The organism is Colwellia maritima (genome assembly GCF_022669015.1).
Lineage (GTDB): Bacteria > Pseudomonadota > Gammaproteobacteria > Enterobacterales > Alteromonadaceae > Colwellia > Colwellia maritima.
Genome location: NZ_JAKKSL010000006.1, coordinates 273,579 through 288,596 on the forward strand (window position 1 = coordinate 273,579; position 15,018 = coordinate 288,596).

Below are 15,018 nucleotides of genomic sequence, written 5' to 3' on the forward strand. Positions count from 1 at the left end.
AATTGCCTCTTTTAGGCCACCGCTACCTGATGAAGTATTTCATCAATGACTTGATCTGCGGTGATGCCATCGGCCATAGCATCATAACTTAGCATTAATCTATGGCGTAACACCTCATGGACAATACTGCGAACATCATCTGGGTCGACATAGTCTTTATTGTTTAACCAGGCATGGGCACGGGCGCATTTGTCTAAGGCAATGCCGGCTCGGGGACTTGAGCCTGTATTAATCCAAAGAGATAAGTGAGAGTTTGGATAACGTTCCGGGTGGCGAGTGGCCATGACAATAGCAACAATATAGTCAATGATGGCATCACTCATATAAAGCGCATTTACTTCATTTCTGGCAGTAAAAATATGCTTAGGATCGATGGATACAACGGGCTGATTTGAAGAAATTTCTTCGCTTCTGGCCGGCTTAATAATTTCAGCTTCCGAGACATCATCTGGATAGGTTAGATTGATTTTCATGATAAAGCGATCAATCTGTGCTTCAGGCAGTGGATAGGTACCTTCTTGTTCAATCGGGTTTTGTGTTGCCAAGACCATAAAAAGCTCTGGTAATTGATGGGTTTTGCCGGCAACCGTAATTTGCCTCTCTTCCATGGCTTCGAGCAAGGCAGCTTGTACCTTGGCAGGGGAGCGATTAACCTCGTCAGCCAATACTAAATTGTTAAATATCGGGCCAGGCTGAAATGTTAATACAGGCTTGCCGTCTACTTCTTGGTAAACTTCGGTTCCGGTAACGTCAGAAGGTAATAAGTCTGGGGTAAATTGTATTCGGCCTAGTTTAACAGACAACATTTGAGCGGCGCTTTTATCGAGCGTGTTTTGGCGGTACCAGGTAGCCCTTCAAGCAACACATTACCATTGGTTAATAGTGCTAAAATCAGAGAGTCAACAACATGGTCCTGACCAATAACGGATGTTTGCAGCTGCTCTTTTAGTATTATTATCTGTTCATAACTCGGACTCATAAGTTATCCTTTGGCTTAATTTTTATTCTTATTATTAAGTTGTTGCTCCGGCTGTTTAATAATATTTTCTGGTGCAATTTGTCGTAATTTTTGCAGACATTGTTTTGCTTTGAATGATTTCTGCTTAATTTGCATTTCACATAAAGTGTACAAGTATTGCGGGCTATCGCTTATTTGAAAGGCTTTATCAATAGCAAGTTGGGCTTTTTCGGGCTGTATTTTTTCTAAACTTAAGCCGTAAACATAATGAAAGTTTGCATTTTCGGGTGAGGCTTCTGTGGCCCGTTTGAAAAATTCAATGGCTTTATCGGTTTGTTTTGCCCTGATATAGGCTAATGCTAAGTTATAGTGCAGTTGGCCGTTATCTGGTATTGCCTTTAGCCCTTGCTTTAATTCAGAAATAGCCGCCGTTTCTTTTTGCTGTCGGCGATATAACTCGGACAAGTTCAGGTACGTATTTGCAAAAAAAGGCTCTATGCGAATACCTTCTTTAAAGGCAGTTTCTGCGTAATCTAATTTTCCCTGACTCATGAATACGTAAGCTTTATTATTATGTGAAAAGCCTCGATCTTCATTAAAGGCCTGCACCTCCAAATATTCATCGAGGGCAGGCTGTAATGTTTGTTTCTGCTTAAGCGACAATCGTTGCCATAACGGCATTAACACGCGAGTAGCTTCGGTTCTGACTACAAGCGCTTTATCTACTAACAAAGGGGATATGATGCGCCATCGCTCGGCGCCTGCAATATTTTCTGCACCATTTATAGCACCCAATCGAATATTGGTGTTGGCACTTTTTACCGCCCGAGCAATGGCAATCAAGCTGTTGGTGTCTAATAATGTGTTCATGCGTAGCAGCGCTGATGCCCGAACGATTGGCGCATAATCATTACTTTGCGCTATTTGAGATAAAGCGGTTGATGCTTGGCTATAGCCTTGTTCGATAGCAGCAAACACTGGGGCAAAGGGTTTGACATTGGACTCTTCAGTTTGTGGATGCCACTGCTTGGTTATTTTTTCACTCCACTGACTGTTTTTGTCTTGATGGCAACTCAAACAAACATCCGGACTACCTAACTGTTGAGACTGGGCAGGGCGAGGAATATGCCGGCGATGATCCCGACGCCCGTCTATCTGCATAAAAATGGTTTCGGGCATATGACAATTGATACATTGTGCACCGGGAGAGTTTTCCTGATGGTGATGATGCTCTGAATTCTGGTATGTTTCTGCTTGATGACATTGCAAGCAAACCTGCTCTTTTGGCAGGGTTAATTTTGCCGAATGCGGATCATGACAATTACTGCATACCACGCCATTTTTATGCATTTCACTTTGTAAAAATGAGCCATAGACAAAGTTTTCATCGTATATTTGGCCATCTGGGTAATAAAGTTGTGGAGTCAGTAAACTGAGCATATAACGATCGCCAAACTCATTGCTTTTAACAGGATCTTCATCACTGATTTGTGTATGTCGGCTATGGCACTGGGCACACGTAAGTGTTTGTTGACTATGCTTGATTTTTTCCGGAGTCAGGGTGGTTCGATCAGGCTTGCTTACCCAGTTAGTGACTGACTTAGTTAAGTCTCGCTCAAAGCCGGAAAATTTTATTGTGTTATCCGGTTTTTTAAGCCAATTGATATGGTTGCTCGCGGGCCCGTGACAAGACTCACAACCTACATTTACTTCACTAAATGTAGTGTTATAGCTATTCGATTTAAGATCAAAATTCTTTTTGACATTAGTAGAATGACAATAGGCACACATATAATTCCAATTCTGTCCAGTATTGGTCCAAAAAAATTCCTGATGCTTTTGGGTGAACTGTGGATATAGGTGAAACCATCGTTGGCCGCCATCAGCCTTAGCACGAGAATCCCAAGCAAAAGGAATAAGCTGAACACGTCCGTCATCAAATTCAACCATGTATTGCTGTAATGGCGGTAGCCAAAAGTATATTTTATTTGGTAGTCGTGAAACTGACCGTCCGGCCCTTCAATATTGACCCAATATTGTTCGTCTTTTTTGAAGAAACTATTTTGTTTGCTGTTGAATTCTAGTTCAGCATTGTTAAAATCAGCTAGTACTGCGTCTGGTTTTGCGTGCCGCATCGCCATATCATGATGCGAGCCTTGCCAAGCTTGGAATTGTTTTTCATGGCAGCTTTGACATTGCTCAGAGCCAAGGTAGTTATTTAAACTGCTCATTGACGTTGCATTCGTTGCTGAGATACATACAAGCATGCAAATAATATGAACAGTCCAGAATCCCAAGGTTCGGTATTTTATTGTATTAAATGGTAATTCAATCAAATGTGTACCTTGATTCTAATTGTGAACCCTTTAGTAAAGTATAAACCCAAATCGACAAAACTATTTTTCGCTCAATTAGGAATGAATAAAATAAATTTATTATCAGCATTGAATATTATTTTTTTGGTAAAAATGAATATTATTTGTTCCCTGAATCACTTCTACTTTACCTTGAGCACATAAATAATTAAGACTTGCCAAAGCTTCTCCATAAGCAAACATCAAATTGCTGTCATTTAACTTACCTTTAAAGAGTATAGGTAAAACGTCTGTAACGGTTCTTGGTTGTTGACAAAAATCATATAAGTTATTGATGTTTTTTTCCATCTCTTCAATCAACTTATTCAAGCGAACATTTCCACCGTTAAAAGGGAGTCCATGAGAAGGCAGCACTAAGGTTTTGTTATTAATTGTTTTATTAAGATAATGACAGGAAGATAAAAAATCAGCCATTGGATTGACATCTGGCCTTGTTGGCCAAACGCTTACATTTGATGAGATAGTGGGAAGTAATTGATCGCCGGAAATAAATAGGTTTAATTTTTCACAGAATAAACAGATATGCTCTGGAGAATGACCGGTACCTACATGCACTTGCCACAAATATTTTCCCAATGTAACGCAGTCTTCATGCTTCAATTGCTGATAAATACTTGGTACTGGGTAAATAAGGTCGCTGAAAATTTTAATATGCTTTAAATAACGTTGAGCTTCTTTATCACCTGCGCCGCCGAGTTGATAAAATTGCTCTATTTGGCTAAACGGTGCTTGTACCTTTTTGGCAAATAATTGATGATAAAATTCAAATTCACCTTTTGACATCAGTAATTGCGCGCTTTGCTGCTTAGATATCCGACCGACAAGACCGATATGATCGGGGTGAGCATGGGTGCAAATAACCCGACCAATAGGTTTGTTCTTTAGTTGGCTCGAAATTATTTCCAACCAACTGTTTTTTGATGATGGAGTGTTTGGTCCTGTATCAATTAATGTCCAATCGCTATCTTCTTCGATAAGCCATAAATTGATGTGATCTAAACTGAAGGGCATTGCCAGACGCAGCCAATAAATACGAGGTGATATTTCCTGTATCACATTGAATTCAGGCTGTTTAGAAAAAGGGTAAGTGATATCTGTCATCTTATGATCCTGCCATAAAGGGCTTTGTTATTCGTTTCAATATAAATGCTATACCGTCGCGTTTAGCGTTGGCGCATTGGACTGCGCCCACTATTGATTTAGAATACTCAATAGTAGGTTTATTTTGTAATTTTACATTTTAGTCATATTGACGAGGTTTTAATTTCATTACCTTTTCAGTTATAGCCTCAACATTAAAACTGGCCGGATCTTGTCGGGGAGGGTACTTAATAAACGTTTTTAAGAATTGCTGAGAGACCAATATTGATTGATACAGATAAGGTAAACGCTCAAACATCCATCGACTATAGGCACCTGCTTCAAGTTGTGCACGTTCGAAAGGATCTTGACGCAAATTAAAAATAAGTGGTAATCGGAGTTGAGTATATGGTTTATGCCATACGTCGACGCCAGTGGCTTCTTGTATTGAGTACATGACTTTCCAATCACCCATGCGTATCGCTGAATATTCTCCGTCATCAGTAAAGTAGAAAAAGTTCTCTCTAGGTGAGGTAACTGATTTTCCAGACAGGTATTCAGTTAAGTCAAAACCATCTAAATGAACATTAAATTTGGTACCGTTAATCTGATGGCCATCTAGCAACTTATTTTTAATGTTAGGCTCGCCGGCAGCAGCAAGCAATGTAGGAAGCCAATCGTTGTGAGCGGCTAATTCATTAAATATAGAGCCTGGCTTAACCGTACTAGGCCAACGAACCATTGAAGGAACTCGAAAGCCTCCTTCCCATGTGGTGTTTTTCTCACCACGAAAGGGGATCATACCACCGTCAGGCCAAGTAAACATTTCTGCGCCATTATCAGTTGAGTATAAAACAATGGTATTACCGGCTATTTTTTTCTCATCTAAGAAGTCAAGTAATTGACCAACGTGACCATCGTGCTCTAACAAACCATCGCCATATAGCCCACCTCGTTTTGATAACCCCTGACTTTCTTCTTTCAAGTGAGTCCAAACATGCATACGGGTTGCCGTCCACCAGACAAAAAAGGGTTTGTCTTGTTTAACGGCTTTGTCCATAAACTTAATCGCAGCTGCCGTTATTTCGTCGTCAACTGTTTCCATACGTTTTTTAGTTAGAGGGCCTGTATCTTCAATTTTTCCATCGGCATATGAATGGATAACACCTCGGGGGCCAAATAACTTCTTAACTTGTGGGTTTTTGGGATAATCAGCAAGTTCTGGTTCTTCCTCTGCATTTAAATGATAAAGATTACCGAAAAATTCGTCGAAGCCATGCTCTGTTGGCAAAAACTCATCTTTATCGCCTAAATGATTTTTACCAAATTGACCCGTCATATAGCCCAGTGGTTTAAGGAGCTCGGCAATGGTAGGATCCTCTTTTCGAAGACCTTTATCTACACCTGGTAAGCCAACTTTGGTCAAGCCTGTACGCACGGGATGTTGACCGGTAATAAAAGCTGAGCGCCCGGCAGTACATGAATTTTCACCATAATAGTCGGTGAACATGCCGCCTTCTTTTGCTATTCGGTCAATGTTAGGTGTTTTATAACCCATCATGCCGTGACTATAGGCACTGACATTAGACATGCCGATATCATCACCCCATAGTACCAATATATTTGGTTTGTCGGCGCCATAAACAGATGAGGTTATAAGGAAGGTAAGTATTATTGCTGTTGATAAGCAGCATTTAAATACGCTTTTAGGTAAAATGTCCATAGCGTCTCCATATTTAGGGTAAAAAGCTCAGCAAATTAATTGTACTGAGCTACAGGCATATTAAATTATGCGTTTATTTTAATTGGATTAAACCTGACGATCCTGATCCTTCCAAAATGTTTCACGCACTTCTCTTTTAAGCACTTTTCCAACGGAAGATAAGGGTATTTTATCCCAGAATATCACTTCTTTAGGTGCTTTTATGCTCCCTAAAGTTTCTTTACATAGCACTTTTATTTTTTCCGGTTCAATGGTTTTGCCAGGTTTTAATTCAATGACTGCAGTAATTTGCTCACCCCATTTTTCATGTGGAGTACCAATTACCGTTGACACCATCACTTCGTCAATACCATTGATTAAATTTTCAATTTCGACCGGATAAACATTAAAACCACCTGATATAATCATGTCTTTTAGTCTATCAACGATAGTGATAAAACCACGTTCGTCTTTAATTCCAACGTCAGTAGTATGGTGCCGCCAAATTTAGAAACTTCTGCAGTAGCTTCTGGGTTATTGTAATAGCAGTTCATTACTGAACCACAGCGAACAACAATTTCACCTTTTTCACCAGAAGGTAAAATATTTCCTTGTGGATCCATTATCTCTATATGGGCATGCTTAGTTGCACGGCCTGCTGAACGCAATACATCCATGTTTAAACTGCCGTCTTCGTTAATGTAGTCTTTTGGACTTTTAACAATAACAGGGAAAAGATTTTCTGTTTGGCCATATACTTCGTACATTACAGGCCCAAACACTGCTGTTGCTTCTGAATAACGCTCAGGTGAGACAGGGGATGCGCCTATGACTATTGCCTTTAAAGAAGAAGTATCAATGTCTTTAATACGAGGGTGAGCTAACAGCCCATAAAGTGCCAGCGGCGGTAAAAATATGGATTGTATTTTATGAATATCAATCGCTTCTATTACACTGTCTGGAATAAAGCCTGGTAACATGCGTAAACAACCGCCGGCTGCAATACAGCCCAAACCAAACATGCCTGCCGCGTGTGTCATGGGAGCAACAACTAAGTTTGTGTCATTTTCATCAACGGGTAACGACAGCATAATGTTTGATATGAAACATTCAAAGCTTTTATGGTTATGTACAACCCCTTTAGAAGGGCCGGTAGTTCCACCTGTAGCCATAACAATAGCCATCGCCATAGGGTCAACTTTTTCTGAAACGTACTCATCTGCAGCATCTACAACTAAGTCGTCCATAAAAGCTGATTCTTCAGTGCTCCTATCAAGGCATATAAAGTGTTTGATTGTCGGGCATTGTTGACGAACTTTAGCCACATTTTCATCTAAGCTGCTATCAAATATTAAGCAGTCAATTTCAAAAAAATTAAATAGTTCGATGTTGGTTTCTATGGCATTACCGGCGTTTACTGGAAACCAAACTAAGTCAGCCCTGTTTGTGCCTAATACTGATAAAAAAGCTTTTGCTTTATTAGGGCTATACACTGCAACTTTTTGCCCGACTAGTAAACCACATTTTGTTCGTAGTGTGTTTGCAATTTTATGGACATAAGGCTTAGCCTCTTTATAGGTATAGCTGTCGTTGTCATCAATTAAGACAAGGTTATTAGGACAACGTGATGCTGCAGCATCAAAATAGTCTGAAAATCTCATGGTAATTACTCCTCCACTTCTAGTTTATAGGGCTTTTCGTAGGATCATTTCTATTACAGGCTCAGGTACTGGATATAAAATATAGAGTACGTCGTGTTTTACACTGGCAATAGCTTCCTTTAGATTAATTTCGGTTACACCAAATCGTTTTAAAGAGCCATCGAAGTCACAGGCTCGTTGAATCCCTCTTATATGGGCTACTACTTTAGCGAGTGTTTGCTCTGCATTTAGTCCTTTGCTATCAAGTGACAGAGCATCTGCCATTCGCTGTGCATTAGGTAGGTAAAAATCCGCCGACGTTTCAATTACAACGGGTAGCATTATTCCGTTAGCATCACCGTGTGGTATATGAAAAGTGGCACCTAAGGCATGAGAAAAGTTGTGTACAGGAAATGCGGAGAAAGCGTTAACCACTGCGTTACAAGCCATAGTACTTGCTTGTAGTAACTTTGACCGACAATCGACATTTGTTGGTTCTTTTGCCACCTTGGGCATATTTTCATTTATGACTTTTGCTGCTGTTATGGCATGAGCATCTGAAAATAGGTTCGCTTTTGGTGATGCAATGCTTTCTATTGCATGAGTTAAAGCATCAAACGCAGTGGCAACGGTAATTGACTTAGGTAAGCCAAGGGTCAACTTAGCATCTAGTACTGCCATGTCAGCATCTAAATAGGGGGCTAGTACTAATGACTTTATATTAAGTACTTGGTTGTGGATTACCGCTCCGTTTGTTACTTCAGCACCTGTACCTGCAGTGGTTGGGATGGCAATGTGCGGGATCATGCTCGGCTTTGCCTCTGGCCAAGTTTCCAATTTTAGGCCTAATTTTAAAATATCACAAATGTCAGTTAAGTGATGGTGTAAGCAATATTTTAACCCTTTAGCAGCATCTAAAACACTACCCCCACCTAATGCTAAAATACTATCGGCGGCTACAGAGCGAGCATAGGCAACTAAGTCGTTGATTGATTCTGAGCCGGCGTCGGGAGTGACTTTGGCATATACTCCCACTAATTGCATATCTGGCCCATTATTTAAAGTAAAGACGTCTTTCACTCGATTAACTAATCCGCCTTTTTCCAAGCCTTCATCGCTAACAAGTAATACTCTTTTTCCGCCTAACCCGCGAAATAGACTTGGCACTTTGATGATACTGTCTGCACCGCTATGAACAACGGTACGCATGTTATAAGTAAAATATCCTGAAGTTGACATGATGAGTCTCTCTTATTTTATGATTACTGTTGCGGTGAAGTATGTAGTAAAGACCACATCATTTTATTACGTGGATCACGTTCAAGTGATACGCCAATCGTCTTGGTTTGCATAAAAGCTTGTAAGCCGGCGATACCAAATTCACGACCTATACCACTATTCTTGTAACCACCAAAAGGTGCATCTGAGCGCAGCATGTGCCAGTCGTTTATCCAGATTGATCCTGCTTGTAATTGCTTGGCAATTTTTTGAGCATGAACTAAATCATCACTCCATACTCCTGCCGATAAGCCATATGAGGTTTCATTGGCAATTTCAATCGCCTGTTGTTCATCACTAAATTTAATTACACTAAGCACTGGGCCAAATATTTCTTGCTGAGCAATGTCCATATCATTTTTAACATCTGTGATTATGGTTGGTTGAACATAATACCCCCCTCAAATCCCTTGGGCTTAATCGGCTCACCACCACAAACAAAAGTTAAACCTTGTTGCTTGGCTCCGTCAATATACCCCATGATGCGGTCGTATTGATTTTTATTGGCAATCGGGCCATAAGATGTTCTTTGGATCTAACGGGTTACCTACCACTAAGGTGTCACATACTGCTGCAAGTTTTTCCATTAATTGATCATGAATGGCTTCGTGAACTAAAATGCGTGTACCAGATTCACACGCTTGGCCTGAATTAAATAAGCCGCCAAAGGTTATACCATATGCTGCAAGGTCGAGATCTGCATCTTTCATAACTATTCTTTGGGCCTTTGCCACCCAACTCCAAACCCACAAGTTTGCAACTTTCAGTAGCCATTTTTTGAATATGTTTGCCAACACAGGTAGAGCCAGTAAAAGATACTTTTCCAACGTCTGGGTGAGTAGTAAGCGCTTCACCTACACTAGCACCGTCACCATTTACTACATTTAGAACACCTTTAGGTAAAACGTCTGACAGTAGTTGCACCAAATGAGTTGTGCTTGCCGGTGTATATTCAGAAGGTTTAATTACAACGGTGTTTCCTGCGGCAAGGGTGGTATTATTTTTGCTACAGCAATAAAAATAGGAAAGTTCCAAGGCGTAATTAATGCACAGACACCGATGGGTTCTTGCCAAACTTGTGCGTGACCCGCTTCAGGTAGAGGCTTAGTGGGTAAATCAACTATATTATTAGTCGTTTTTATTAAATCAGCATAGTAGCCGATTAAATCGATTACAATAGGGATGTCCATACCGGCTGCACGGCGGATGGTACCGCCAGAATCTCGTGATTCGATAAACATTAACTCTTCAGCATGAGCCCCAATCACCTGACCACATTTGAATAACAAGTCTCCACGGTCATTGTTACTCATTTCACGCCATGAAGGTTGATTAAATGCCCGCTTTGCTGCAGCTACTGCAGCATCGACATCACCCTTGTCCCCCATAGACATGGTTGCATAAACTTCACCATTTCTTTGGGTTGATTACGTCAATTGATTCAGGCGTATGCCCTAAATAATCTTGCCCATCGATAAAATGGCCATAATGGAGTTCTTGTTGTAAAGACATAGCTTCCACCTCTGTTTTAGTAATTAATATTTGTATGTAATTTAAACAACCGCCATAGCCTTAAGTTTAGCGTATTGTTCATCAGATAAGTTCAACTGAGCTAAAATCTGCTCTGTATGTTCACCAAATTTTGGTATTTTCCCTACTTGTGATGGCGTCTTATTCAATTTCGGTCTTGGTGCAGGTTGAATTAAATCATTCTCGACGACAAAATTATGTCGAGCCACATTATGTGGATGTTCAACCGCTTCTTTGAGCGACATTACTGGGGCATAACATGCATCAGTACCTTCAAAAATATTATTCCAATGCACTTGTGGTTGAGATTTAAAGTATTTCGTTAATTTGGTTATTGCTAAAGGCCATAATGATTTATCGTATTGCATTGAAAAATTAAGATCGTCAGCAAATCCGGCAAGCGTAATAAATTCTTTGTAAAAATTAGGCTCTAGAGCCTGAACCGTTATATATTTATCATCAGCACATTGGTAGGTATTAGCCCAAGGAGAGGCACCAGTTAAAAAATCACCGCCACGTTGTTCTCCGACTAAGCCATTGGCATACAAACTGGTTAGTAAAGTCTGCATGTACACATTGCCATCGCAAATTGCAGCGTCTATCACTTGTCCTTCACCGGTGCTAAGTACATGAATATAGGCAGCTAGCATGCCCATGACTAAATGCAACGAACCGCCGCCAACATCACCAATAATAGTGGCAGGAGGGAATGGTTTATCGTTAGCAAAACCGCTGTAAGCTAATACACCAGAAATGGAGGCATAATTTATGTCGTGGCCTGCGGCTTGAGCTAAGGGGCCATGCTGTCCCCAACCAGTCATTCGACCATAGATCATTTTTTTATTACGTGCTAAACACACTTCTGGTCCCAAACCTAAGCGCTCTATTACGCCAGGACGAAAACCTTCAATAAACATATCGGCTTGTTCAACGAGTGATAACACTAGTTGGATTGCTTCTGGTTGTTTTAAATCAAGAGCAATTGATTGTTTTCCTCGTTTAAAAAACTCTGTTTTGTTTGAGTTAAAAAGGCCGGCAGCATTTGGGTTATCGGTTTTACGTTCAATTAAAATCACTTCAGCACCCAAGTCTGCTAGCATCATGCTAGCGATAGGTCCTGGACCTATGCCGGCTATTTCTATTACTTTAATACCTTGCAATGCACTCATAATCTTTAACCTATTATTTTTTTAAAAGTCCGAAATTTACTTTTTTTAAATTCAGCTTAAACATTGCTACTAATTACCAATAAATACAGGTTTGCGTTTTTCTGAAAATGCCGCTAACCCTTCTTGAATGTCAGCAGATAAGAAATGTTCACGTAATTCGAGGAGTTCAGAATCTAGCGCTGATTGTCGAGTTTGATCCTGCGCTTGATTCGCTATTTTTTTCATACGTTGCAGCACTAATGGGCTTTTTTCTGCTAGGTCGTCACAAAGTTCTTGAACACGAGAGTACAGTTGCTCATGCTCTACAATTTCGTTAACCAGTCCGTATTGCTTCATTTCGCTTGCCGGTAATGATTTGCCTGTAAATAATAAATATTTAGCGACGTTGACAGGTACTAATTTAGGCAATATTGCCGCGCCACCAAGACCGGGGAATACACCAAAATTTGAGTGGGCGTCACCCAATGTTGCCTTGTTTGATGCAATGACAATGTCACAACACATAGTAAGTTCTAAACCGCCGACCATGGTCATGCCGTTTATTGCGGCTATTACGGGTTTCGAGCAGTTGCGTAGGGCCCCAAAACTAGTACGGCATTGCATTAAAAAATCTTTTTCACCTGGCTCTGCTTTTTCAAGTACTTGCTTTAAATCAGCTCCTGCACAAAAAGCAGGGCAGTCGGTGGCGGCGAGTACTACAACGCGAATGTTATCGTCTTGTTCAAAATCGGTTAAAGCGATTGCTAAATCGTCCAAAATAGTGCGTGTGAGTGAGTTAAACGCCTTTGGTCGATTAAGTATTAACCCAACCTGATTGACCTCTTGTTTCTACTAATAATTCTGACATGTTATTCTCCTCTTAGCGTGCCTGCATGACTGTTGCAGCATCAAGACGTAAACAACGACCATTTACATAGGCATTTTCCGCAAGATAAGCACATGTGTGGGCAAATTCTGCCATGTCACCCATACGTTGTGGGGCTTGGCACATAGCAGTGAGTGCGACTTGTACTTTCTCGTCTAGTGATTTAATCATAGGTGTGCCAAATAGGCCTGGAGCGATAGAATTGACGCGAATACCATACTTACCTAATTCACGAGCAGCGGGTATATTCATGCCATTTACTCCTGCTTTAGAACTAGAATAAGCTGATTGGCCAATTTGACCTTCAAAGGCAGCACCAGAAGAAATGTTGATAACAACACCTCGCTCACCTTTTTCATCGGGTTCGTTTTTCGCCATTTGCTCGGCACATTTTGCCATGACATTAAATACGCCATTAAGGTTTACGTTAAGTACCATGGCGTATTTTTTAAGGCTGCTTGCTTTGCCTTCCTTATCCAAAATTTTACATGGCAATGGCACACCTGCGGCGTTAATGTTTACATGGATAGCATCAAATTTAGCCACGATATCGGCAACGGCTGCATCGATACTTTTTTCGGCGGGTGACATCGGTTTGACAAAATATTGCATTATTTTCACCGAGCAATGTTATAACTTCGGCACCGGCTTCAGCGTTTAAATCTAATAAAGCTACTTTCGCACCTTTTTCAGTCACCATATATTCTGCCGTTGCACGGTCAAAACCAGATGCACCACCTGTGATCACGACAACTTTATTTTGTAAATTCATTTATATATTCTCTTCGATATTTGTTAAAGTAAGAGTAAAACTCTAGCCTTTTTTAATGTTAATCAATTATCTAAAGGCTTGAACCCCTGTCAGCATACGTGCAATCAGCTTCTGAATTAGTCGTGCCATCAGGAATAGGGCCAATAATGGCTTCACGAGCTAAACGTTCCACAACAAACTCTTTAGTAACACCGTTACCGCCATGTATTTGCACTGCTTGACGTGTGGTGTTAACACCAATTTCCGTGCCGTACCATTTGGCCATTGAACACTCTACGTCACAACGAATACCTTTATCGATCATATCGCCGGCACGCAATGTTAATAGCCTTGCTGCATCGATTTGGGTTGCCATAGTGGCAATTTTTTCAGCAATTAATTGATGTCCACTATTTGTTTACCGTGTTGAGTACGCTCTTGTGAATATTTAATTGACTCTTCTAATGCTCGACGACCCAATGAGTAACCCCACGCTGCCATATGACAACGAGCGCGTTCAAAAGTTACCAGTGTGTTTTTTAAACCATCGCCAATACTTCCCACGGTGTTAGCGATAGGCACACGCACATCTGCCAGAAAAATTTGCGAAGTAGACTGGCTGTTGAGCGCCATTTTAGGAATGCCACGTACCTCCATTCCCGGTGTTCCTGCAGGGATCGCTATATGGGTCAATTCCCCTTCACCTGTTTTACAGGTACAAACGAATAGATCCATGTGTTCACCCATTGGAAATCCAGGTTTTCTCACCATTAAGTACCCAATCATTGCCGTCTCGTACCGCACGTGTTTTCACAGTTGCAACGTCGGAGCCAACATCTGGTTTCAGATATATCAACGGGCGATAAATTTTTCGCCACTCAATAATCCAGGAACATATTCATCACGAATATGTTCGGGAGCGTTATTAATCAACAAATCGGCACCGACTACATTAATGAGGGTCAATAGCCACCTAAGGAAACGACAGCAACTTCTTCCCATAACAATAAATGTGTTACCCAATCCATGCCTAGGCCGCCAAACTCTTCAGGTGTGGCGCACAAACCAAACCGAATTCGGCTAAACTTTGGTGCAAATTTTTGCAGCTGTTCTTTGCTGAAATGACCTTCACCATGTGCTTCAAGCTGTGGCTTGATTTCTTTGTTAAGAAATTTACGCAGGCCTTCGGTAGCCATTTTTTGTTCTTCTGTCATTAAAAAGCTCACTGTCTTCTCCTCAATTTTATTTTTTATTTAGTTCCGTACTTATTTTGCGAGTATATTGACTGCTACGGCACCTTCTTCTATACCAACTAGACCACCACTGTTTTCATGAACAGCGTGTCTTGCTCCTTCAACTTGACGGACACCGCCTTCACCGCGTAATTGAGTGACCAACTCGTGTTGACCTAAACCGGTAGCACCTAACGGATGTCCCTTAGATTCAAGACCACCAGACGTGTTGATTGGTATACGTCCACCAATGCTAAAGTCACCTCGCTCAGTTGCCGGACCTGCTTCACCGAAAGGCACTAGTCCAAGATTTTCTGCATGCAGTATTTCACCCATAGCTGTTGCATCGTGTACTTCCGAGACATCCATATCTTGAGGACCAACGCCTGCTTGCTCATAGGCTTCCATTGCACATAAATGAGCGCAATGTAACTCAGG

Annotated in this window: 14 protein-coding genes and 5 pseudogenes; all 19 read right to left on the reverse strand. The window is 41.0% G+C overall.

Annotated features, from left to right (window positions below):
- Window positions 1–11: 11 nt before the first annotated feature.
- Window positions 12–979 (reverse strand): annotated as a pseudogene (locus L3081_RS23910) (AAA family ATPase).
- Window positions 980–994: 15 nt separating this feature from the next.
- Window positions 995–2,908 carry a tetratricopeptide repeat protein gene (locus L3081_RS23915; RefSeq protein WP_242288837.1) on the reverse strand — a complete coding sequence of 638 codons (1,914 nt, stop codon included), beginning with the start codon at window positions 2,906–2,908 and terminating at the stop codon, window positions 995–997.
- A 200-nt stretch (window positions 2,909–3,108) separates the two neighbouring features.
- Window positions 3,109–3,225 (reverse strand): annotated as a pseudogene (locus L3081_RS29280) (hypothetical protein); the annotation flags it as partial.
- Between the two features lie 171 nt (window positions 3,226–3,396).
- Window positions 3,397–4,434 (reverse strand): MBL fold metallo-hydrolase, encoded by a 1,038-nt coding sequence (locus L3081_RS23920; protein ID WP_242282662.1) that lies wholly within the window; start codon window positions 4,432–4,434, stop codon window positions 3,397–3,399.
- A gap of 139 nt (window positions 4,435–4,573) precedes the next feature.
- On the reverse strand, window positions 4,574–6,136 hold the full coding sequence (locus tag L3081_RS23925; protein ID WP_242288839.1) for an arylsulfatase: 1,563 nt from the start codon (window positions 6,134–6,136) through the stop codon (window positions 4,574–4,576).
- Window positions 6,137–6,223: 87 nt separating this feature from the next.
- Complete coding sequence (locus L3081_RS23930; RefSeq protein WP_242288841.1) at window positions 6,224–6,544, reverse strand: AMP-binding enzyme; 321 nt, start codon at window positions 6,542–6,544, stop codon at window positions 6,224–6,226.
- Window positions 6,545–6,549: 5 nt separating this feature from the next.
- Window positions 6,550–7,776: an AMP-binding protein gene (locus tag L3081_RS23935; RefSeq protein ID WP_242288843.1), complete on the reverse strand. Its 1,227-nt coding sequence runs from the start codon at window positions 7,774–7,776 to the stop codon at window positions 6,550–6,552.
- 24 nt (window positions 7,777–7,800) lie between these two features.
- Window positions 7,801–8,994: an iron-containing alcohol dehydrogenase gene (locus L3081_RS23940; protein ID WP_242288845.1), complete on the reverse strand. Its 1,194-nt coding sequence runs from the start codon at window positions 8,992–8,994 to the stop codon at window positions 7,801–7,803.
- A 23-nt stretch (window positions 8,995–9,017) separates the two neighbouring features.
- Window positions 9,018–9,514 (reverse strand): annotated as a pseudogene (locus tag L3081_RS23945) (aldehyde dehydrogenase family protein).
- 19 nt (window positions 9,515–9,533) lie between these two features.
- Entirely contained in the window at window positions 9,534–9,743 is a 210-nt protein-coding gene (locus L3081_RS23955; RefSeq protein ID WP_242288851.1) for an aldehyde dehydrogenase family protein, read from the reverse strand.
- Window positions 9,685–10,427: pseudogene (locus L3081_RS29285) on the reverse strand (aldehyde dehydrogenase family protein). Before L3081_RS29285 ends, L3081_RS23955 begins: the two are co-directional and overlap by 59 nt.
- Before the next feature lie 159 nt (window positions 10,428–10,586).
- The gene (locus L3081_RS23965; protein WP_242288854.1) at window positions 10,587–11,732 is read right to left on the reverse strand and encodes a CaiB/BaiF CoA transferase family protein; all 1,146 of its coding nucleotides are present in this window, start codon (window positions 11,730–11,732) and stop codon (window positions 10,587–10,589) included.
- Between the two features lie 69 nt (window positions 11,733–11,801).
- Window positions 11,802–12,488 (reverse strand): enoyl-CoA hydratase/isomerase family protein, encoded by a 687-nt coding sequence (locus L3081_RS23970; protein WP_242288856.1) that lies wholly within the window; start codon window positions 12,486–12,488, stop codon window positions 11,802–11,804.
- A 103-nt stretch (window positions 12,489–12,591) separates the two neighbouring features.
- Entirely contained in the window at window positions 12,592–13,209 is a 618-nt protein-coding gene (locus tag L3081_RS23975; protein WP_242288858.1) for an SDR family NAD(P)-dependent oxidoreductase, read from the reverse strand.
- Entirely contained in the window at window positions 13,136–13,369 is a 234-nt protein-coding gene (locus tag L3081_RS23980) for an SDR family NAD(P)-dependent oxidoreductase (RefSeq protein WP_242288860.1), read from the reverse strand. Before L3081_RS23980 ends, L3081_RS23975 begins: the two co-directional genes overlap by 74 nt.
- Window positions 13,370–13,439: 70 nt before the next feature.
- Window positions 13,440–14,119 (reverse strand): annotated as a pseudogene (locus L3081_RS28765) (acyl-CoA dehydrogenase family protein).
- On the reverse strand, window positions 14,088–14,162 hold the full coding sequence (locus tag L3081_RS28770) for a hypothetical protein (RefSeq protein WP_242288893.1): 75 nt from the start codon (window positions 14,160–14,162) through the stop codon (window positions 14,088–14,090). The pseudogene L3081_RS28765 and the gene L3081_RS28770 overlap by 32 nt, the downstream one beginning before the upstream one ends.
- A gap of 148 nt (window positions 14,163–14,310) precedes the next feature.
- Entirely contained in the window at window positions 14,311–14,574 is a 264-nt protein-coding gene (locus tag L3081_RS23995) for an acyl-CoA dehydrogenase family protein (protein ID WP_242288862.1), read from the reverse strand.
- 39 nt (window positions 14,575–14,613) lie between these two features.
- Window positions 14,614–15,018 (reverse strand): thiolase C-terminal domain-containing protein (locus tag L3081_RS24000; protein ID WP_420839784.1); only part of this gene is annotated, 405 nt, incomplete at its 5' end.

Bases quoted from the DNA above. Each gene is read 5' to 3' on its own strand.
- L3081_RS23980 (WP_242288860.1), bottom strand. From the start codon at position 13,369: ATGAATTTACAAAATAAAGTTGTCGTGATCACAGGTGGTGCATCTGGT.
- L3081_RS23955 (WP_242288851.1), bottom strand. From the start codon at position 9,743: ATGAAAGATGCAGATCTCGACCTTGCAGCATATGGTATAACCTTTGGC.
- L3081_RS23915 (WP_242288837.1), bottom strand. From the start codon at position 2,908: ATGGTTGAATTTGATGACGGACGTGTTCAGCTTATTCCTTTTGCTTGG.
- L3081_RS23935 (WP_242288843.1), bottom strand. From the start codon at position 7,776: ATGAGATTTTCAGACTATTTTGATGCTGCAGCATCACGTTGTCCTAAT.
- L3081_RS23925 (WP_242288839.1), bottom strand. From the start codon at position 6,136: ATGGACATTTTACCTAAAAGCGTATTTAAATGCTGCTTATCAACAGCA.
- L3081_RS23940 (WP_242288845.1), bottom strand. From the start codon at position 8,994: ATGTCAACTTCAGGATATTTTACTTATAACATGCGTACCGTTGTTCAT.
- L3081_RS23975 (WP_242288858.1), bottom strand. From the start codon at position 13,209: ATGCAATATTTTGTCAAACCGATGTCACCCGCCGAAAAAAGTATCGAT.
- L3081_RS23930 (WP_242288841.1), bottom strand. From the start codon at position 6,544: ATGATTATATCAGGTGGTTTTAATGTTTATCCGGTCGAAATTGAAAAT.
- L3081_RS23920 (WP_242282662.1), bottom strand. From the start codon at position 4,434: ATGACAGATATCACTTACCCTTTTTCTAAACAGCCTGAATTCAATGTG.
- L3081_RS23965 (WP_242288854.1), bottom strand. From the start codon at position 11,732: ATGAGTGCATTGCAAGGTATTAAAGTAATAGAAATAGCCGGCATAGGT.